20 protein-coding genes are annotated in these 20,464 nt (G+C 59.7%); 16 read left to right on the forward strand and 4 right to left on the reverse strand.

The window, feature by feature from the left end; genetic code table 11:
* Positions 1-269: 269 nt before the first annotated feature.
* The 13 genes from iolC (at position 270) to E4O97_RS07960 (ending at position 14,058) form a co-directional block, all read left to right on the forward strand.
* On the forward strand, positions 270-2,207 hold the full coding sequence (gene iolC, locus E4O97_RS07900; protein WP_216091240.1) for a 5-dehydro-2-deoxygluconokinase: 1,938 nt from the start codon (positions 270-272) through the stop codon (positions 2,205-2,207).
* 107 nt (positions 2,208-2,314) lie between these two features.
* A complete protein-coding gene (gene iolE, locus E4O97_RS07905; RefSeq protein ID WP_148853672.1) occupies positions 2,315-3,202 on the forward strand; it encodes a myo-inosose-2 dehydratase in 888 nt (295 codons plus the stop codon).
* 3 nt (positions 3,203-3,205) lie between these two features.
* Positions 3,206-3,994 (forward strand): 5-deoxy-glucuronate isomerase, encoded by a 789-nt coding sequence (gene iolB, locus E4O97_RS07910; protein WP_005787728.1) that lies wholly within the window; start codon positions 3,206-3,208, stop codon positions 3,992-3,994.
* A gap of 26 nt (positions 3,995-4,020) precedes the next feature.
* Positions 4,021-4,836: a TIM barrel protein gene (locus tag E4O97_RS07915; RefSeq protein WP_078821135.1), complete on the forward strand. Its 816-nt coding sequence runs from the start codon at positions 4,021-4,023 to the stop codon at positions 4,834-4,836.
* Between the two features lie 10 nt (positions 4,837-4,846).
* A complete protein-coding gene (gene iolD, locus E4O97_RS07920) occupies positions 4,847-6,778 on the forward strand; it encodes a 3D-(3,5/4)-trihydroxycyclohexane-1,2-dione acylhydrolase (decyclizing) (RefSeq protein ID WP_248161099.1) in 1,932 nt (643 codons plus the stop codon).
* Positions 6,779-6,797: 19 nt separating this feature from the next.
* Entirely contained in the window at positions 6,798-7,808 is a 1,011-nt protein-coding gene (locus E4O97_RS07925) for a Gfo/Idh/MocA family oxidoreductase (protein ID WP_248161100.1), read from the forward strand.
* Between the two features lie 94 nt (positions 7,809-7,902).
* Positions 7,903-8,931: a Gfo/Idh/MocA family oxidoreductase gene (locus E4O97_RS07930; RefSeq protein ID WP_148853674.1), complete on the forward strand. Its 1,029-nt coding sequence runs from the start codon at positions 7,903-7,905 to the stop codon at positions 8,929-8,931.
* Between the two features lie 126 nt (positions 8,932-9,057).
* Positions 9,058-9,234, forward strand: a complete 177-nt coding sequence (locus E4O97_RS07935; RefSeq protein WP_005787736.1) for a hypothetical protein — start codon at positions 9,058-9,060, stop codon at positions 9,232-9,234.
* A 49-nt stretch (positions 9,235-9,283) separates the two neighbouring features.
* Positions 9,284-10,219, forward strand: coding sequence for a sugar ABC transporter substrate-binding protein (locus E4O97_RS07940; RefSeq protein ID WP_032876172.1), 936 nt, complete (start codon positions 9,284-9,286; stop codon positions 10,217-10,219).
* Between the two features lie 65 nt (positions 10,220-10,284).
* On the forward strand, positions 10,285-11,838 hold the full coding sequence (locus E4O97_RS07945; protein WP_078821139.1) for a sugar ABC transporter ATP-binding protein: 1,554 nt from the start codon (positions 10,285-10,287) through the stop codon (positions 11,836-11,838).
* Positions 11,839-11,864: 26 nt separating this feature from the next.
* Positions 11,865-12,887 carry an ABC transporter permease gene (locus E4O97_RS07950; protein ID WP_003191668.1) on the forward strand — a complete coding sequence of 341 codons (1,023 nt, stop codon included), beginning with the start codon at positions 11,865-11,867 and terminating at the stop codon, positions 12,885-12,887.
* A 361-nt stretch (positions 12,888-13,248) separates the two neighbouring features.
* On the forward strand, positions 13,249-13,653 hold the full coding sequence (locus E4O97_RS07955; RefSeq protein ID WP_248161101.1) for a TraR/DksA C4-type zinc finger protein: 405 nt from the start codon (positions 13,249-13,251) through the stop codon (positions 13,651-13,653).
* 201 nt (positions 13,654-13,854) lie between these two features.
* Entirely contained in the window at positions 13,855-14,058 is a 204-nt protein-coding gene (locus E4O97_RS07960; protein ID WP_005787746.1) for a hypothetical protein, read from the forward strand.
* A 7-nt stretch (positions 14,059-14,065) separates the two neighbouring features.
* Here the strand turns inward: E4O97_RS07960 and E4O97_RS07965 are convergent, their stop codons facing one another.
* Both E4O97_RS07965 and E4O97_RS07970 read right to left on the reverse strand, forming a co-directional pair.
* Complete coding sequence (locus E4O97_RS07965) at positions 14,066-14,302, reverse strand: DUF2789 domain-containing protein (protein ID WP_248161102.1); 237 nt, start codon at positions 14,300-14,302, stop codon at positions 14,066-14,068.
* Between the two features lie 71 nt (positions 14,303-14,373).
* Positions 14,374-14,604: a hypothetical protein gene (locus E4O97_RS07970; protein ID WP_005787750.1), complete on the reverse strand. Its 231-nt coding sequence runs from the start codon at positions 14,602-14,604 to the stop codon at positions 14,374-14,376.
* Positions 14,605-15,384: 780 nt separating this feature from the next.
* Between E4O97_RS07970 and E4O97_RS07975 the strand changes: the two genes are divergently transcribed.
* On the forward strand, positions 15,385-15,834 hold the full coding sequence (locus E4O97_RS07975; protein WP_177327419.1) for a hypothetical protein: 450 nt from the start codon (positions 15,385-15,387) through the stop codon (positions 15,832-15,834).
* A 131-nt stretch (positions 15,835-15,965) separates the two neighbouring features.
* Positions 15,966-16,973, forward strand: coding sequence for an ABC transporter substrate-binding protein (locus E4O97_RS07980; RefSeq protein WP_248161103.1), 1,008 nt, complete (start codon positions 15,966-15,968; stop codon positions 16,971-16,973).
* Positions 16,974-17,094: 121 nt separating this feature from the next.
* On the opposite strand, the gene E4O97_RS07985 is transcribed toward E4O97_RS07980, so the two are convergent.
* A complete protein-coding gene (locus E4O97_RS07985) occupies positions 17,095-19,215 on the reverse strand; it encodes a TonB-dependent receptor (protein WP_248161104.1) in 2,121 nt (706 codons plus the stop codon).
* Positions 19,216-19,309: 94 nt separating this feature from the next.
* Positions 19,310-19,699 (reverse strand): DUF2946 domain-containing protein, encoded by a 390-nt coding sequence (locus E4O97_RS07990; protein ID WP_005787761.1) that lies wholly within the window; start codon positions 19,697-19,699, stop codon positions 19,310-19,312.
* Between the two features lie 93 nt (positions 19,700-19,792).
* Here E4O97_RS07990 and E4O97_RS07995 point away from each other — a divergent pair, with 93 nt between their 5' ends.
* Positions 19,793-20,230 (forward strand): DUF3995 domain-containing protein, encoded by a 438-nt coding sequence (locus E4O97_RS07995; protein WP_248161105.1) that lies wholly within the window; start codon positions 19,793-19,795, stop codon positions 20,228-20,230.
* Positions 20,231-20,464: the final 234 nt, after the last annotated feature.

Below are 20,464 nucleotides of genomic sequence, written 5' to 3' on the forward strand. Positions count from 1 at the left end.
CGTGTTCGTCTGATGCGCTGATGGGTGGCGCAAGTCTACAGGGTAGGCGCAAAAAAATACCTCGGCATCACGGCCCGCGTGGCCTGCTGAAACGATGCACGGGCGCTGGCGTGCCGCTATGCTGACGTATTGGAAAATATATTCCACTAAAAATAATTATGGAATAAATATTGATTGCCGCCGTCGGACGTTCTAGTCTGCTCCCACCAAGAGCGTTTGCCGCCACTACGGCGGCACAACGCAGGCTGATAAAAATAACAGGAGCCAGCATGGGCCAGACTCGTTTTGCCAGTGGGCGTCAATTGGATCTGATTTGCCTGGGGCGCCTGGGCGTCGACCTCTACGCGCAGCAAGTGGGTGCGCGGCTTGAGGATGTGTCCAGCTTTGCCAAATACCTCGGCGGTTCCTCCGCCAACATCGCCTTCGGCACTGCCCGGCTGGGGCTCAAGTCGGCGATGCTGAGCCGGGTGGGCGACGACCATATGGGCCGTTTTCTGATCGAATCCCTGGCCCGCGAAGGTTGCGATGTCAGCGGCATCAAGGTCGACCCCGAACGCCTCACCGCCCTGGTGCTGCTGGGTCTCAAAGACCGTGAAACCTTTCCCCTGGTGTTCTACCGCGAAAACTGCGCCGACATGGCCCTGCGCGCCGAAGACATCAGCGAAGCCTTTGTTGCATCGAGCAAGGCGCTGCTGATCACCGGCACGCATTTCTCCACCGACGGTGTGTACAAGGCCAGCATTCAGGCGCTGGATTACGCAGCCAAACACAACGTCAAACGGGTGCTGGATATCGACTACCGCCCTGTGCTGTGGGGCTTGGCGGGCAAGGCCGATGGCGAAACCCGTTTTGTTGCCGACCAGAATGTCAGCCAGCATGTGCAGAAAATCCTGGCGCGTTTCGACCTGATCGTCGGCACTGAAGAAGAATTCCTCATCGCCGGTGGCAGTGAAGACCTGCTCACCGCCCTGCGCACGGTGCGCGAACTGACGCCCGCCACCCTGGTGGTCAAGCTCGGCCCGCAAGGCTGCACGGTGATCCACGGCGAGATCCCTGCGCGGTTGGAGGACGGGGCTATCTATCCCGGTGTGCGCGTTGAAGTGCTTAATGTGCTGGGTGCTGGCGATGCCTTCATGTCAGGCTTTCTCAGTGGCTGGCTCAACGACGCCAGCGACGAGCGTTGCAGCCAGTTGGCCAATGCCTGTGGCGGCCTGGTGGTCTCGCGGCACGCCTGTGCGCCGGCCATGCCCACGCCCGCCGAACTCGATTACCTGTTCAACAGCCCGGTGCCGATCACCCGTCCCGATCAGGATGCGACCCTGCAGCGCCTGCACCGCGTCACGGTGCCGCGCAAGGCTTGGAAGCAACTGTTCGTGTTTGCCTTCGACCACCGCTGGCAGCTGGTGGACCTGGCGCAAAAAGGCGGCCAGGACTTGACGCGAATCAGCGCCATCAAGCAGCTGTTTATCCAGGCCATCGAACGTGTGGAGACCAAGCTCGCCGAGCAGGGCATCGAGGCCGACGTGGGCCTGCTTGCCGATCAGCGTTTTGGCCAGGATGCCCTCAATGCCGCCAGCGGCCGAGGCTGGTGGATTGCCCGCCCGGTCGAAGTGCAGAACTCACGGCCTCTGGCGTTCGAACACGGTCGCTCGGTGGGCAGCAACCTGATTGCCTGGCCCCAGGAACAGATCATCAAATGCCTGGTGCAATTTCACCCCGATGACGAACCTATGCTGCGCCTGGAACAGGAGGCGCAGCTCAAGGCGGTGTATGAGGCGTCCATCGTCAGCGGCCATGAACTGCTGCTGGAAGTCATCCCGCCCAAGGATCACCCCTCCACTTATCCCGACGTTTTGTATCGCAGCCTCAAGCGCCTGTACAACCTGGGCATCTACCCGGCCTGGTGGAAGATCGAAGCGCAGTCGGCCGCCGACTGGAAAAAGCTCGACGAACTGATCCAGGAGCGCGACCCATACTGCCGTGGCGTGGTGCTGCTTGGCCTGAACGCGTCGGCTGAATGTCTTGCCGACGGTTTTCAGCAAGCCCGCCTGAGCACCACCTGCCGCGGATTTGCCGTCGGCCGCACGATCTTCCAGGAGCCGAGCCGGGCGTGGATGGCGGGGGAGATCGATGATGAGACCTTGATCCAGCAGGTACAGGCTACCTTCGAACAACTCATCAACGCCTGGCGCAGTGCTCGAATTTAGTCACACATTCCAAATGTGCAATGCAATCCAATGTGGGAGGGAGCAAGCCCCCTCCCACATAAAGCAGATCTCAGTGATCTCTAGAGAAAACAATAAAAGGTGCAGCCATGCCCGCAATCCGAATTGGCATCAACCCGATCTCCTGGAGCAACGACGACCTCCCGGCCCTTGGCGGTGAAACCCCGCTGAGCACGGCCCTGAGTGAAGGCAAGGACATCGGCTACGAAGGTTTTGAACTCAATGGCAAGTTTCCCAAGGATGCCAAGGGCGTCGGCGACGTGCTGCGTCCCTATGACCTGGCGCTGGTCTCGGGCTGGTACTCCAGCCGCCTGGCCCGTCGTTCGGTGGCCGAGGAGATCGAGGCCATTGCCGGCCATGTCGAACTGCTCAAACAAAACGGTGCCAACGTACTGGTGTACGGCGAAGTCGCCGATTCGATCCAGGGTTCACGCATTCGCCTGATAGAACGTCCGCGTTTTCATAGCGAACAGGCCTGGCAGGCGTACGCCGACAAGCTCACCGAGCTGGCGCGTTTCACCTTGTCTCAAGGCGTGCGCCTGGCCTACCACCACCATATGGGCGCCTACGTCGAGTCTCCCGAAGACATTGACCAGTTGATGAAACGCACGGGGCCGGAAGTCGGCCTGCTGTTCGATTCGGGCCACTGCTACATGGGCGGCGGCGAACCCATCGAGGTGTTGCGCAAGCACATCGACCGCGTTTGCCATGTGCATTTCAAGGACGTGCGCAAACCCGTGGTGCAATTGGCGCGCAATCAGATGTGGAGTTTTCCCGATTGCATCGTCAACGGCACTTTCACCGTGCCAGGGGACGGCGATATCGACTTTGCGTCGTTACTGGACGTGCTGCTGGCTGCGAACTACGCAGGCTGGCTGGTGGTGGAAGCCGAGCAGGACCCGGCCGTGGCGCCCAGTTATATCTACGCGAAAAAGGGCTATGACACCTTGCGTGCGCTTCTCAACGAGAGGGTTTGAGTGATGAGCTTGTTGGTCAAAAGCAGCAAACGCGGGCAAACCATGGTTGCCCTGGAGGCGGGGCGCCTGGAGTACGTAGGCTTCGCCGCTTACCGCTTGAGCCTGGGCGAAACCTTGCCGGTCAGCGCGGGCGATCAGGAGCTGTGCCTGGTGCTGCTCAGCGGTCGGGTGAATATCGAAGGCGAAGGCTTCAATTGGCAGAACCTGGGTGATCGCCAGTCGGTGTTCGAAGACAAATCACCGTTCGCCGCCTATTTGCCGCCGGGCACCGACGCCCAGGTCACGGCCCTGAGCGATGTACAGATTGCCGTGTGTGCGGCGCCGGGTGCGGCGGGTTTTGCCCCGCGCCTTATCCGCCCCGAGCAGTGCAAACGCAGTGTGCGCGGCAAAGGCGCCAACACTCGCTACGTCTGCGACATCCTGCCCGACAGCGAGCCGGCCCATTCGCTGCTGGTGGTGGAAGTGCGCACACCGTCGGGGCATTCCTCAAGTTACCCGCCGCACAAACACGATACCGATGACCTGCCGCACCAGAGCTTTCTGGAAGAAACCTACTACCACCAGGTCAATCCACCCCAGGGCTTTGTGTTCCAGCGCGTGTACACCGACGACCGCAGCATCGACCAGGCCATGGCCGTGGAAAACAGCGACCTGGTGGTGGTGCCCAAGGGGTATCACCCGGTCAGCGTGCCGTATGGCTACGAGTCTTATTACCTCAATGTCATGGCCGGCCCCAAGCGCGCCTGGCATTTCCATAACGACCCGCAGCACAGTTGGCTGCTGGACCTTTAAACGGTTTTGGACGGAGAACAACAACAATGAAGTCGCCGCTACGTTTTGCCCTTAACCGTATGGTCGCGCCTGACTTGCCCCTGGCGGATTTTATCCAGCTGGCCAAAGCCCTCCAGTGCGATGCCATCGAGATTCGCAACGACCTCAAAAACCGCGAAATCGAATACGGCATGTCCGCCGCCCGTGTGCGTGAGTTGTGCGCGGCGCAGGGCATCAAGGTGCTGTCGATCAACGCGCTGTACCCTTTTGATGTGTGGAACGACGAACGCCGCGCTCAGGCAATCGAACTGGCCACCTACGCCCGTGAGTGCGGGGCCCAGGGCCTGGTGATGTGCCCGTTCAATCAGCCTGGCGATACGCGTAACGACGCGCAGCGCGCCGCTGGTTTGCGCACCGCGTTGAGCGAACTGGCATTGATCCTGCGTGAGTACGGGATTCTCGGTTTCATCGAACCCCTGGGCTTCGCAGTATCTGCCCTGCGCCGCAAGCGCGTGGCAGTGGATGCAATCAAGGCCATCGGTGGCCTGGATGTGTTTCGTGTGGTGCATGACACCTTTCACCATCATTTGGCCGGCGAGCATGAGTTCTTCCCGGAACTGACCGGGTTGGTGCATATCTCCGGGGTGGAAGACCACGAGGCGCCGCTTGACTCAATCCGCGACGGCCACCGCGTGCTGGTGGGCGAGGACGATATTCTCGGGAATGCGGCGCAGATCGACACCTTGCTGAGCACCGGCTACAGCGGCTATCTGTCGTTCGAGCCGTTTGCCGAAAGCGTGCATGGATTGGCGGATATCCGGCAGGCATTGGGGGCAAGCATCGCCCACCTGCAAAAACGATAAGGGGCGCGACATGAGCACCACACGATTGACCATGGCCCAGGCCCTGGTGAAGTTTCTGGATAACCAATACATCGAAGTCGACGGCGTACAGAGCAAGTTCGTTGCCGGGGTGTTCACTATTTTCGGGCATGGCAATGTGTTGGGCCTTGGCCAGGCGCTTGAGCAGGACAGCGGCGACCTGGTGGTGCACCAGGGCCGCAACGAACAAGGCATGGCCCATGCCGCCATCGGGTTTGCCAAGCAGCACCTGCGCCGCAAGATCTATGCGTGCACAGCCTCGGTGGGGCCTGGCGCTGCGAATATGCTCACTGCCGCAGCCACCGCCACGGCCAACCGCATACCGCTGCTGCTGTTGCCCGGCGATGTCTACGCCAGCCGCCAGCCCGACCCGGTGCTGCAGCAGATCGAGCAGTTCCACGACCTGAGCATCAGCACCAACGACGCGTTCCGCGCCGTGAGCAAATACTGGGACCGCATCAACCGCCCCGAACAGTTGATGACGGCGGCGATCCACGCCATGCGCGTGCTCACCGACCCTGCCGAAACCGGCGCGGTGACATTGGCCTTGCCCCAGGATGTGCAGGCCGAGGCCTGGGACTATCCCGACTACTTCCTGCAAAAGCGCGTGCACCGTATCGACCGGCGCCCGGCCACCGCCGCGATGATCGGCGATGCGCTGGCGGCGTTTCGCGGCAAGCGCAAACCGCTGATCATTTGTGGCGGCGGGGTGAAGTACTCCGGCGCCAATGCGGCGCTGCAAGCCTTTGCCGAGCGCTTTGAGATTCCCTTTGCCGAAACCCAGGCCGGTAAAAGCGCGGTGGTCTCCAGCCATGCACTGAACGTCGGCGGCATCGGCGAAACCGGCTGCCTGGCGGCGAACCTGCTGGCCCCCGAGGCGGACCTGATCATCGGCATCGGCACGCGGTATACCGACTTCACGACCTCGTCCAAATCGCTGTTCAAGCACCCCGAGGTGACTTTTCTCAACCTCAATGTCAGCGCCTGCGACGCGTTGAAGCTGGACGGTGTGCAAGTGGTGGCGGATGCCAGAGTCGCGCTTGAAGCGCTGGCCGATGCCCTCGGCGATTACCGTTCCGGCTGGGGCGAGCAGATCGCTGACGCCAAGGCGCAACTGAATGCCGAAGTGGATCGCGTGTACCAGGTGCAATACTCAGACGATGATTTCGTGCCGGAAGTTGACGACCTTCTGGACCGCGCCGTACTGCGCGAGTTTATCGAGCTGACCGGCTCCTGCCTGACCCAAAGCCGCGTACTGGGCGTGCTCAACCAGGCGCTGGCCGACGATGCGATCATCGTCGCCGCCGCCGGCAGCCTGCCCGGGGACTTGCAGCGCGCCTGGTGCAGCAAGGGCGTCAATACCTATCACGTCGAATACGGCTATTCGTGCATGGGCTACGAGATCAATGCCGCCTTGGGCGTGAAGCTCGCCGAGCCGACCAAAGAGGTCTACGCCCTGGTCGGTGACGGCTCCTACATGATGCTGCACTCGGAGCTGGCCACTTCGATCCAGGAACGGCGCAAGATCAACGTGGTGCTGCTCGACAACATGGCCTTCGGTTGCATCAACAATCTGCAGATCGGCAATGGCATGGACAGCTTCGGCACCGAATTTCGCTTCCGCAACCCCGAGAGCGGCAAGCTCGACGGCGGCCTGGTGCCGGTGGATTTCGCCATGAGTGCGGCGGCCTATGGTTGCAAGACCTACAAGGTCAGCACGCTAGAGCAGCTGGAAGCGGCCCTTGCCGACGCGCGCACGCAAACCGTCTCGACGCTGATCGATATCAAAGTGCTGCCCAAGACCATGGTCCACGGCTACCTGTCGTGGTGGCGGGTAGGTGTGGCGCAGGTGTCCACCAGTGAACGCACGAATGCAGCGGCAAAAAAACTCAATGAGCACCTGGCCAAGGCCCGGCAGTACTAATAACAAGAGGAGTGTTTACATGTCTTTGAAGCTTGGAGTGATTGGTACGGGCGCCATTGGCCGGGACCATATCCGTCGTTGCAGCCAGACCTTGCTCAACAGCCAGGTGGTGGCGGTCACTGATATCAACCTTGCGCAGGCCGCGCAGGTGGTGGCGGACTTGAAGCTGGACGCCGAGTTGTACCCTGACGGCCATGCGCTGATCAACTCGCCAGAGGTCGAAGCGATCCTTGTGACCTCATGGGGCCCGAGCCACGAAGAATTCGTGCTGGCCGCCATCGCCGCCGGCAAACCGGTGTTCTGTGAAAAGCCCCTGGCGGTCACCGCCGAAGGTTGTCGCAAGATCGTCGAGGCCGAAGTGGCCCATGGCAAGCGCCTGGTGCAGGTGGGCTTCATGCGTCCGTATGACGAAGGCTATCGGGCCTTGAAAGCTGTGATCGACAGCGGCCAGATCGGCGAGCCGTTGATGCTGCATTGCGCGCACCGTAACCCGACGGTGGGCGAGAATTACAACACCGACATGGCGATCACCGACACCCTGATCCACGAACTGGACGTGCTGCGTTGGTTGCTCAATGACGACTATGTGTCCGTGCAGGTGGTCTTCCCGCGCAAGACCAGCAAGGCCCTGACCCACCTGCGCGACCCGCAGATCGTGCTGCTGGAAACCGCCAAGGGCACGCGTATCGACGTGGAGGTATTTGTGAACTGCCAATACGGCTACGACATCCAGTGCGAAGTGGTGGGGGAGACCGGCATCGCCAAGTTGCCGGAGCCGTCCCAGGTGCAACTGCGCAGCGGTGCGAAGCTGTCCAATGCGATCCTGATGGATTGGAAGGATCGCTTTATCGGTGCCTATGACGTGGAGTTGCAGGCGTTTATCGACAGCGTACGGGCTGGGCAGGTCGGTGGGCCGTCGGCGTGGGATGGGTATGCGGCGGCGGTGGCGGCGGATGCGTGTATTGAAGCCCAGGGCAGTGGGCAGATTGTGCCGGTGAGCTTGCCGGATCGCCCACACTTCTACGGCTGATCCCAATCTCACAGGTGGAACCTGGTCAATGTGGGAGGGGGCAAGCCCCCTCCCACATTTGAACAGTGTTTGCACTTCAAAGCAGGAGTGAATCATGCGAATTGGACTAGTCGGCTATGGCCACGGAGGGCGCTTCTTTCATGCGCCGCTGATTGCGACGTTGCCTGGTGCGACGTTTGTGGGCGTTGTCACACGCTCGCCGGAGCGTCGCCAGCAATTAAGTACCGATCTACCAGGCGTGAAGGCCTTCGACTCCATCGGCCAGATCGTCGAAGCCGGCGTCGACGCCCTGGTGATTTCCACCACCCTCAAAGGTCGCCCGGCGTTGGTACTGGAAGCCATCGAACACGGCGTGGCGGTGGTCAGCGACAAACCCTTTGCCGCCAACGCCGAACAAGCCCAAGCCCTGATCACTGCCGCCGAGCGCCAGGGCTCGCTGCTCAGCGTCTACCAGAATCGGCGCTGGGATTCGGATTACCTGACTCTGCGCAAACTCATCGATGCCGGTGCCCTGGGCACCATCACCCGCTTTGAATCTCGTGTAGAACGCTACAGCCCACAAGCCGTGGGCAATGCCAGCGGCGGCGGGTGGCTGCGTGACCTGGGCAGCCACTTGGTCGATCAGGCGCTGCAACTGTTCGGCCCGGTGGACCGAGTGTTCGCCCAACTGCACTACACCCCTGAACACCCCAGCGTGGATCACGGCTTTTTTGTTTCCCTGAGCCACGCCAACGGCGTGATTTCACACCTGTGGGGCAACGCCTTGCAGAACAGCCAGGCGCCGCGCTTTCGTGTCAGTGGCACCTTGGGTTGCTACACCGTCGAAGGGTTGGATGGCCAGGAAGAAGCGCTGATCGCCGGTAAATCGCCGAAGACCGAAGGCGAGCACTGGGGCGCGGAGGAGCATCGACGCTGGGGCTGGTTCGAACAAGGCTCGGAGCGTGAGCGGGTGCCGTCGGAAAAGGGCTGCTGGACACAGTTCTATCGCCAGTTGCAGTTGGCCGTGCAAGGGCAGGGACCGCTGCCGGTGAGCGCCTATGACGCGCTGGAAACCACCCGTATATTGGACGCCGCACGCCTGAGCGCCGAGCGCCAGCAAGTGGTTTCGACAAAAATAGAATAAAATTCTAAAACAGGTTGATATGGAAATTATTTTCTAATACAGTCGTTTCCAGGTTGCATAAAGTACGTCCCGGACCCAGCGGGCGACTCAACAAAAACAAGATCAAAAACAACCAGGTACCGTCAGATGAAAATCTTCAACGCTGTACTTCGAGTTTTACGCCCCGCCCAAGCGCCACGCGGACTGCCCCGCGCCCGGCCGTTCTACTTCTCCTTCCTTAACGTGCTGTGCGTCGAAAACCAGGGCGCGCTGGTGTGCTGCATTCCAGGGGCGCCAGTGGTGCGACTGACAGCCGAGTCCTGATAAACGCAACGTCGAAAAAAACCAACAAGAAAGTGGAGACAGACCGTTCATGAAGACCCCGATCCGTTTTACCGCGCTGGCCCTGTCCATGCTGCTGGCCAGTGGCGTTGCCGGCGCCGCCGATCTGAAGGTGGGCGTCACGATGTCTGCGTTCGATGACACCTTCCTCACCTACCTGCGCGAAGACATGGATAAGCAAGCCAAGTCCTACCCCAAGGGCGATGGCGTGCAATTGCAGTTTGAAGACGCGCGGGCCGATGTGGTCAAGCAATTGAGCCAGGTCGAGAACTTTATCAGCCAGAAAGTCGACGCCATTATCGTCAACCCGGTCGATACCGCTTCGACCAAGAACATCATTGCGGCTGCGACCAAGGCGGGCATTCCGCTGGTGTTCGTCAACCGCCGCCCGGACCAGAAAGACTTGCCCAAGGACGTGGTGGCAGTGACCTCCGATGACGTCGAGGCCGGGCGCCTGCAAATGCAATACATCGCCGAAAAACTCGGCGGCAAGGGCAAGATCGTGATCCTGCTGGGTGACCTGGCGAACAACTCCACCACCAACCGCACCAAGGGTGTCAAGGAAGTGCTGGCCAAGTACCCGGACATCAAGATCGAGCAGGAGCAGACCGGCGCCTGGCTGCGTGACCGGGGCATGACCCTGGTCAACGACTGGTTGACCCAGGGGCGTGATTTCAATGCGGTGCTGGCCAACAACGATGAGATGGCGATCGGGGCGTCCATGGCCCTGCGATCGGCCGGCAAGGAAAAAGGCAGCGTGCTGATTGCCGGTGTTGACGGTACGCCGGATGGCTTGAACGCGATCACCAAGGGTGACATGGCCGCCTCGGCGTTCCAGGACGCCAAGGGCCAGGCGGTGGGTTCCGTGGAAGCGGCGCGCAAGATGGCCAAAAAAGAGCCGGTGGAGCAGAACGTGGTGATCCCGTTCCAGTTGATCACCCCGGACAACGTCAAAGACTTCAAGTAGCCCTGACACAACAACAATAAGCCGGCAGGGCGGTCACGGCCGCCCTGCAGATGGAGTGCCTCCCTATGCTTGCTCAAGCCGCTGCCTCGCAGCCCCCGGGCATCCAGCCGTTGCCGCTGGACGAACCCTACCTGCTGGAAATTCTCAACATCAGCAAAGGCTTTCCCGGTGTTGTCGCCCTGGACGATGTGCAACTGCGGGTGCGCCCCGGCACGGTGCTGGCATTGATGGGCGAGAACGGCGCGGGTAAATCGACTCTGATGAAGATCATCGCCGGCATCTACCAGCCCGACGCCGGGGAAATCCGCCTGCGTGGCAAGCCTATTACCTTCGAAACGCCGCTGGCGGCGCAAAAGGCCGGGATCGCCATGATCCATCAGGAGCTCAACCTGATGCCCCATATGAGCATCGCCGAGAACATCTGGATCGGCCGCGAGCAGCTCAACAGCCTGCACATGGTCAACCACCGCGAAATGCATCGCTGCACCGCCGAGTTGCTGGCGCGCCTGCGCATCAACCTCGACCCTGAAGAGCAGGTGGGCAACCTGAGCATCGCCGAACGGCAGATGGTCGAGATTGCCAAGGCGGTCTCGTACGACTCCGACATCCTGATCATGGATGAACCCACCTCGGCCATTACCGACAAGGAAGTGGCCCACCTGTTTTCGATCATTGCCGACCTCAAGGCCCAGGGCAAAGGCATCGTTTACATCACGCACAAAATGAACGAAGTGTTCGCCATCGCCGATGAAGTGGCGGTGTTCCGCGACGGCCAGTACATAGGCCTGCAACGTGCCGACAGCATGAACAGCGACAGCCTGATCTCGATGATGGTGGGGCGTGAGCTGAGCCAGTTGTTCCCGGTGCGCGAGACGCCGATAGGTGAGTTGCTGCTGTCGGTGCGCGACCTGAGCCTGGACGGCGTGTTCAAGGACGTCTCGTTCGACCTGCACGCCGGGGAGATTCTCGGTATCGCCGGCCTGATGGGCTCTGGGCGTACCAATGTGGCGGAAACCATTTTTGGCATTACCCCAAGCACCGGTGGGCAAATCACCCTGGACGGCAAGGCGGTGCGCATTACTGACCCGCACATGGCCATCGAGAAAGGCTTTGCGCTATTGACCGAAGATCGCAAGCTCAGCGGCCTGTTCCCGTGCCTGTCGGTGCTGGAAAACATGGAGATGGCGGTGTTGCCGCACTATTCGGGCAGCGGCTTTATCCAGCAGAAGGCCCTGCGCGACCTGTGCGAAGAGATGTGCAAGAAGCTGCGAGTAAAAACTCCGTCCCTGGAGCAATGCATCGACACCTTGTCGGGCGGTAACCAGCAAAAGGCACTGCTGGCACGCTGGCTGATGACCAACCCAAGGCTGCTGATCCTGGATGAACCGACCCGCGGTATCGATGTGGGCGCCAAGGCCGAGATCTATCGCTTGATCGCCTTTCTAGCCAGCGAAGGCATGGCGGTGATCATGATTTCCTCGGAACTGCCCGAAGTGCTTGGCATGAGCGACCGGGTGATGGTGATGCACGAAGGCGAACTGATGGGCACCCTGGATCGTGCCGAGGCCACCCAGGAAAAAGTCATGCAGTTGGCCTCCGGCATGTCCGCGGTCCACTGATCTACAGAATAAGAAGGTGATGGGCTATGAACGCAATAACAGACAACAAGCCGGCGACGGCACCGGTGAAGAATCGTCGACGCATGCCCACCGAGCTGAGCATCTTTTTGGTGCTGATCGGTATCGGCCTGGTGTTTGAACTGTTCGGCTGGATCGTGCGCGACCAGAGCTTCTTGATGAACTCCCAGCGCCTGGTGCTGATGATTCTGCAAGTCTCGATCATTGGCCTGCTGGCCATCGGCGTGACCCAGGTGATCATCACCACGGGGATCGACTTGTCGTCAGGCTCGGTGCTGGCCTTGTCGGCGATGATCGCTGCCAGCCTGGCGCAGACCTCGGATTTTTCCCGGGCGGTGTTTCCGTCCCTGACCGACTTGCCGGTGTGGATCCCGGTGGCGATGGGCCTGGGCGTGGGGCTGCTGGCAGGGGCGATCAATGGCAGCATTATCGCGGTGACCGGCATCCCGCCGTTTATCGCGACCCTGGGCATGATGGTCTCGGCCCGTGGCCTGGCGCGTTACTACACCGAAGGCCAGCCGGTGAGCATGCTCTCGGATTCCTACACGGCCATCGGCCATGGTGCCATGCCGGTGATCATCTTCCTGGTGGTGGCGGTGATCTTCCATATTGCTCTGCGTTATACCAAGTACGGCAAGTACACCTACGCCATCGGCGGCAATATGCAGGCGGCGCGCACCTCGGGCATCAACGTCAAGCGCCACTTGATCATCGTCTATAGCATCGCCGGGCTGCTGGCGGGCCTGGCCGGCGTGGTGGCCTCGGCCCGTGCCGCGACAGGGCAGGCGGGCATGGGCATGTCCTACGAGCTGGATGCGATTGCCGCTGCGGTGATCGGCGGCACCAGCCTGGCGGGCGGGGTGGGGCGCATCACCGGCACCGTGATCGGCGCGCTGATCCTCGGCGTGATGGCCAGCGGGTTTACCTTCGTGGGGGTGGATGCGTATATCCAGGACATCATCAAGGGCCTGATCATCGTGGTGGCAGTGGTGATCGACCAGTACCGCAACAAGCGCAAGCTCAAGCGCTGAGTGAATCCAAGGGCCGACTCAGATCAAATGTGGGAGGGGGCAAGCCCCCTCCCACATTTAGCCCGGGATCAGCCACTTTCAACCGTTTGTCTTCTATATAGCTCCACAAACTTGAATTTCTTGCTATAAACGCACTCCGATGACCGTTCGCCAAGCCCGTCCTGGTGCCTTTGGGGGTTAATTGGGAAAAAATGCCTGTCTTTTCAGTTGCTGCGCTCTCAAGTCGGCCTTAGACTGCCGCCCCTCGTAAATTGAGTGCCGGGTGGCGCTTGAAATGGACGGCGCCCTTCCGAGACCTGCACAGGCCTTGCGGAACGCTCCCTTATTCGCCTTAATGCACGTATTTTTTATAGAGAAATCAATGACAAAGGAAAAGTTGCTGGCCATGCCGGCGGATGACTACATGAATGCCGAACAGCACGCTTTTTTCGAGAAGTTGCTGCAAAACATGAAGGTGGAACACCACGAGCGCATTGAACAGAACCGCATCGCCATTGAAAGCCTGGACACCCCGGCGGACCCGGCTGACGCGGCTTCCGTCGAAGAAGAGCGCACCTGGCTGGTAAATGCCATTGACCGCGACCAGCGTATGCTGCCGCAACTTGAGCGCGCCCTGGAGCGCATCAAGGAAGATTCTTTTGGCTGGTGTGATGACAGCGGCGAGCCGATCGGCCTCAAGCGCCTGCTGATCAGCCCGACCACCAAGTACTGCATCGAAGCCCAAGAGCGCCACGAGCAGATCGACAAGCATCAGCGTCAAGCCTGATGTGCTGAATGGGGGGGCCTGCCAGTGAGCTGGCTGCCCCGTCTGCAACAACCTCCCGAGATCATACGGCCCGCGTCTGGCGCGATGGATTGTTGCTGTTTATGCAATGAAGCTATTCCCAGGATAGCTTTTTCCAACTGGAATAAAACCGTAGCATGGCCAACATTGTTAGGCAGCTAACTAATGCTACGGAGAACTTCCATGCAAAACAAAGTCGATGTGGCCGTGATGATCGGCAGCGGTGTACCTGAGACCCTGCGTGCCTTGGGTCAGAAAGCCTGCTGGGTAGTGTTGCTCAATGGTGAACAGCGCGGCACCGCTTTTGCCAGTCGCGATGAGGCGCAGGAGTGTCAGGCTGCCTGGCAAGCGCTGTTGCGCATGGAACAGTCAGACAGCCTGCACTGAGACCGTGCTAGTGAGATTGATGCAGGCGCTGATTCAACTCATCCACCGGGATGGCCCACTCAGCGTCTTCACGCAGTTCTTCCTTAAGAAACTGCGCCTGTTGGGGCGTCCAGAACGGCGCATTGATCAACTTCACGCCTTCCGGCAACGGATGCGCGACGATGAAGGCATCAATGGCCTCAGGGGTTGAGTCCAGGCCCAGTTGTTCAAACAGGGTTTCGAGCGTGGGGATTGGCGCGTCCATTGGGTACTCCATACAAAGTGAGGATCGTTGTGTATGGGAGGCTTGAGGCGCGTTAGAGTTCTATCGAGGTGTCAGGAATTGAGAGCACCCGAATCCACGGCGGTTTTCAGGGCTTTTGCGGCTTCCTTTGCTGCAAAGGCAGCGGCGTCTACAGTCTTGAACCAACGGTCTTTTTCTACCTGGTGCGCGGTCACAGTGGTCAGCGGTGGTTTGGCCCGCATGATAATGACTGCTTGAAACTCTCCGTCTACTTCCCTGGCATCGCCGTGGATAAAAAATTCGCCAATATCAAATTCCGTCACGTATAGCCTTCCCTTCAAGGTAACTGCACTGATGAAACCTGACCCGCACGGGGCAAACTTCAATGGACGGGCCAGTATGGCAGTTGTTGAGGGGCGCAGGCGCAGTAAAGTCACCCAGGTGACGAAACGAGTCCCCCGCAAAGGGCATGCAGCCTGGCTTCAAGCATTTTGGCCAATTCACAGGCTTTATTGTGGTCGCTGCGAAACCCCTTGATCCTGCCACTGGGCACTTCAAGAATGTGGAAAAAGTTCTTTCCGGCCGGTACCACTTGGTAAATAACCGAATGGGAGTACCCATCAAGGTTATGCAAGCAGTAGTATTGGCGTTCGTCTGGACATGATGAACGAGTGTGGAAGGACGTAGCATTGTGTTGACGTCGTTGCATGCTCAGCTCCTGTCGATCGATCTTGTTAGCCTGTGTTTGGCGTTTCGGGTGGTTTTGACCCGGCTTGCTGTTTTAGTATTGTCGTCGGTAGTTCGCAACTGGTTCCATGCCCGTGTATTTTTTGTTTCGGGTGTCGGAAAGTGCACTTTTGACTGGGTTATTCTCTGAAGTTGGTCGACTCGTATTCTCGGGTCGTTGAACCTGTGATTTGCTGTGCCACCGGCTGACCTTGCTTTAGGTCCACCGCGGCTGGGTGTACGAGTCCTGCGGGTTATCTTCAGGTTTTTGACGAATGTGTGATCGTGCCGTGACGGCCGTTTTTTTGTGCTGCCCGCTTCGGCGGCCAGCGCTTTCTTGATGTGGGGGCGTTTCCTTGGCAGTCAGTAATCTGGATATGCACGCGTTATTCGTGCTGGGTGATTTGCGCGCAAAGTTGGTCAAACAGTTTCAATCCCGGTTTGTCTACGTCACTGAGCAGACGCCGGAAGGCATCTACATCGCCGAGATCGATACCGAAGCGGCACTGGTCGTGGATGACAAGCCACGCCTGGAACTCAAGGTGGGCGACCATTTCCGTGCGGCTGTTTTACCCAGCCGCGAAGGTGGAAAGTTCGAACTCAAGTTTCGCGATATCAAGTTGACCGTTTACGGCCTCGGCGACTACGCCTTTGTATCGTCGAACGAAGGCCAGGGCATTGTGTTCAAGGAAGGCCATAGCGTGATGCTGGTATTTGCCGCCCATGAACAATTGCAGGAAGGGTTGACCAAAACTCTCAAGGCCGTGACGGGCAAGGCCGCCAAGTGGCGCAAGGGTGAACTGGTGACGTTCAAGGCCAGCGAATAACCGATAAATACGCTGTGCACCTTTGTCTTTCGGAACCTCTACTACAGTTGAGTTGACTTAACTATTCAGAGGCTTCGCGCATTAGCGGCAAAGCCGTTTGCCATGACTGCGAGAACGCGAGGTGCAAAGGCATGAGAGGATTGAAGTCACTGCTGGCCGCGTCACTGACGGCCCTGAGTCTGTCACTGCCGGTATCGGCTGCACAGGCACCGGTGCATTTTGCCGACCTCAACTGGGAAAGCGGCAGCCTGATCACCGAAGTGCTGCGCTTTATCGTCGAAAAGGGTTATGACTTGCCCACCGACACCTTGCCTGGCACCACCATCACCCTGGAAACCGCCCTGGCCAAGAACGACATCCAGGTGATCGGCGAAGAGTGGGCGGGCCGCAGCCCTGTTTGGGTCAAGGCTGAAGCCGAAGGCAAAGTGGTAGGGCTTGGAGACACGGTCAAAGGCGCCACTGAAGGCTGGTGGGTGCCGGAATATGTGGTCAAGGGCGACCCGTCCAGAAACCTCAAGGCCCTGGCGCCGGACCTGAAAAGCGTACAGGACCTGGCGCGCTACAAGGATGTATTCAAAGACCCGGAATCCCCGGGCAAAGGGCGCTTTCTCAACAGCCCCATCGGCTGGACGTCCGAAGTGGTCAACAAACAGAAGCTCAAGGCCTATGGCCTGGACGACACTTACGTGAATTTCCGCAGCGGCTCGGGCGCAGCGCTGGATGCCGAGATTGCCTCGTCGATCCGCCGGGGCAAGCCGGTGCTGTTCTATTACTGGTCACCCACCCCGTTGATGGGGCGCTATAAATTGATCCAGCTGGAAGAACCGCCGTTTGATGCCGATGCATGGAAGACCCTGACCGACGCGGAGAACACGGACCCCAAGCCTACGCGCTCGCTGGCATCCAAATTGAGCATTGGCGTATCGACGCCGTTCCAGCAGCAATATCCGCAGATCACCCAGTTCTTTGAAAAAGTCGAGTTCCCCATCGAGCCGCTTAACAAGGCGTTGGCGAAGATGAGCGAAAACCACACCGCGCCACGGGACGTGGCCCAGGCGTTCCTCAAGGAGCACCCTGAGGTGTGGAAGGCGTGGTTGACGCCCGATGTAGCCCAGAAGGTTGAGGCGAGTCTCAAGTAACCGATAGTCTTAATGTGGGAGGGGGCTTGCTCCCGATAGCGGTGTATCAGCTTGCATATGCATTGACTGAACCACCACTATCGGGAGCAAGCCCCCTCCCACAGTTGACTGCATTTCAGGCTCAGAACTTGGTTTGCACCGCTACCTCAAACGTTCTCGGCGAACCCAGGTAATACGCCGGCGACACATGCGCAAACTCGGCATACACCTCATTGGTCAAGTTACGCACCCGCCCGGTCACCGAGGTACGGGCGTCGAGCTTGTAGCGCAGGAACGTACCGAACAGCGTGTAAGCCGGCACTGTCTGGGTGTTGGCATAATCGGCATACACCTGGTCGACATAGCGCGCATCCACCCCCCCTTGCCAGTCCTCGGAAAAGTCGTAGGTCAACCACAGGTTGCCCACGCGCTTGGGCACATTGGTCGGCGTATTGCCTTTGCGCGATACCACGGCGCCGCTGGCAACTTTCTCATTGAATTCATCGTACTCGGCATCCACCCAGGCGAAGTTGCCTTCGGCCAGCAGCCTTGGCGTGATGCGCAGTGAGCTGGCCAGTTCGATACCCTTGGACGTCTGCGCGCCCACCGGGATGCTGTTGGTGGGGTCCTGCGGGTCGGTGACGGCAAAGTCTTCGCGTTCGATCTTGTAGACGGCGACCGTTGCCGAGCCGCGACCGTCCAGGTAATCGAACTTGCTGCCGATCTCCCACTGCTTGCCGGTGGACACGTCGAACACCTGGGTGGTGGTATTGGGCTGTTCCACGGCGGTGCTGTATTGCACGTAGACATTGGCTGACGGGATGAATTGATAGGTCAGGCCTACACGTCCCGTCACGGGCTCCCAACTGCGCTTGAAGTGCCGTGGGGTGGTGGTCGCGCGGTGGTTGGTTACGTCCATGTCAATGGCGTCATAACGCAGGCCGGTCAGCAGCGAGAGCTTATCCGTCAGCCCCAGGCGGTTTTCCACGAACAGCGCCTTGGTGGTCACCTGGTTAGTCGTGCCTTTGGCAAAACCCGGCTTGATGCCGGGGATGTCATAGAAGTGCCCCGGGTTGTAGTTGTTCGGGTCAACCGTACTGTTACCCGGCTTGATTAGTGGATGGCCGGTGGTGCTGTTGACCTTGTACTCAAAGCCGCCGGACCAGGTTGTGGAGAGGCCGAAAAGGTTGTTGTCATGGCGCAGTTCAAACTGGTTGCCGTTCTGTTCGCCCTGATGCCGCACCTGATAGGCCGTGGAGCGGTTAACGGCGCTGTTGTCGGCGTTGTACTGGTAGGTCTCCAGGTTGCGGTAATCGCGCTGGCTGTCGAGGTGGTAGAGGGTATTTTTCAGCGTGGTGCTGTCGTTGATCCGATAGTCGATGATCGAGCGCGCCCAGATCGTACGCTGTTCGTAACGTCCGTCGGCGACGTTGTAGTTGTTGAAGCGGTTGTGCTTGTCGATCTTCAGTTCGCCGGCCTTGGGGTTGAGCACCGGTGTGCCCCAATACGGGCTGTCTTCATGCTCATCCTGATATTCCAGGGCCAGGGTGTGGGAAAGGTTGGGCGTGAGGTCGCTGAGCAGGGAAAACGCCACGCTCCAGGCATCCCGTTGAGCGCGGTCGATGTGGCTGTGGTTGGTGTTGCGGCTCACATCCAGTCGCGCGTAATGCTGCACATCGGCGCCGGGCTCGGTCAGCGCGTGATTAAGGCCGAAGGCCATACCGGCGGTGTCGTAGCTGCCGTAGGTCAGTTGGCCTTCTGCGGCCTGTTCTTCACGGGTGGCCAACTTGCTCACGTAATTGAGCGAGCCGCCCACGGAGCCGGCGCCGTTGATCAGGGAGGAGGGGCCGCCGATCAGTTCCACACGGTCGTAGATCCACGCATCCACCGGCCGCGACAGGCCCGTGGCAACATTGATGCCGTTGAACATCTGGGTGATCTGGCTGCTGGTAAACCCGCGGTACGAGACAAAACCACCAAACCCGGGCGGCGCGCTGGCGTTGACGCCGGGCAGGGTATTGGCCGCCTCGCGAAAGGTCCTGGCGCCACGGCGCTCGATATCGTTGCGGTTAGCGATGGCCACCGACGCCGGGGTTTCCCGCACGCTCAGGCCCAGGCGCGAGGCCATGCCGCTGGATTGATCCAGGGCCAGGCCGGGCTCAATGTTTTGATCACCTTCAATGGTGGTCGGCGCCAACTCAAGGGCGCAGGCGCAAACGGGCAGGCAGCCGAACAGGCCCGCCAACAGGGGTAGATGTTTCATGGTTGAATCCTGAAAACTTGGCTTGAAAACAACGCACAGCCACCGGTCCTTCCTCTCGGAATCGGTCGGCAATGCAGATCAGAAAGCGCAGGGATCAGGCGTAGGCAGGTGGCGCACGCGGGTTAGCCGTGGGCCAGGTGAAACGGGCAGGAATATCAGCGGCAAGCACCACCGCAGCAGGTGGCGCATGGGGTTGTGGCAGTACCGCCACATTCAGATGGGAGTTGAGCGCAGGCCCCATGCCGCCGGTAGAACACAGCGGGCAACCAAAGGCCTTCGACAGGGTTGGCAGACTTTCATCCGTGGAGTTGCTGGGCAGGGGCGCCTGGGTGCGCGGGTCCACCGTACAGAACTGGCCGCTGATGCCGTTGAGCTGCATCCCCACCATCTGCCCATGACCAATGCTGCAGGCGAATACATTGAACAGGACGCAGCAGTAGAGCATCCAGGCAATGAGCGAGCGGTCGGCACGGGCGAGTTTCATGGGGCGGCACTTTAACATCAGCCGCCGACGAAATGCCTGCAAAAAATCTCAGGGCGACTATCCTGATTCCCATATTTTTCGGGAGCGTCCGCCATGAGTTTTGTCATTGCGCGATGGATTGTCGGGGTTTTTACCTTTATCAGCATGGTGCATCTTTACTGGGCGGCTGGCGGCAAATTCGGCAACCTGGCGGCGATTCCGCAACTGCCTGGCGAATTTGCCAGCGGGCCGCGACCGGCGTTCAAGCCGTCGGCGCTGGGCACCTTTCTGGTCGCGATGGGGCTGGTAGCGATTGCCTTGCTGGTTTGCCTGCGCGCCGGGCTGTATTTCTCGCCGGTGTCCCATGGTGCGTTGCAGTGGGGCATCAGTGCGATTGCGGTGCTGATGTTTGCCCGGGCGATTGGCGATTCGGAGCTGGTAGGTTTTTTCAAGAAGGTCGGCAACTCTCGGTTTGCACGCCTGGATACGTACCTGTACTCGCCGTTGTGCCTGGTGTTGGGTGCCGGGTTGTTGGTGGTGGCCTGGACCTGATGGTCTCGGCGCCATACCTGTGGCTAGGGAGCTTGCTCTCGTGACGGTCGGACAGCCTGCACATATCTACCTGACAAATCGAGATCCAAATGTGGGAGGGGGCTTGCTCCCGATGGCGGCCTCAGGGCCGACCAGGATGTTGGATCAGACTGAGTACATATCCGTAATTAAGTTACGGTCACTATTGGTTCCGCTTTTACAGCGGGTCACTTTGGAAAAGAGCCCCAAAGTAAC

The organism is Pseudomonas sp. W15Feb34 (genome assembly GCF_023127765.1).
GTDB classification, from domain to species: Bacteria; Pseudomonadota; Gammaproteobacteria; order Pseudomonadales; family Pseudomonadaceae; genus Aquipseudomonas; species Aquipseudomonas synxantha_A.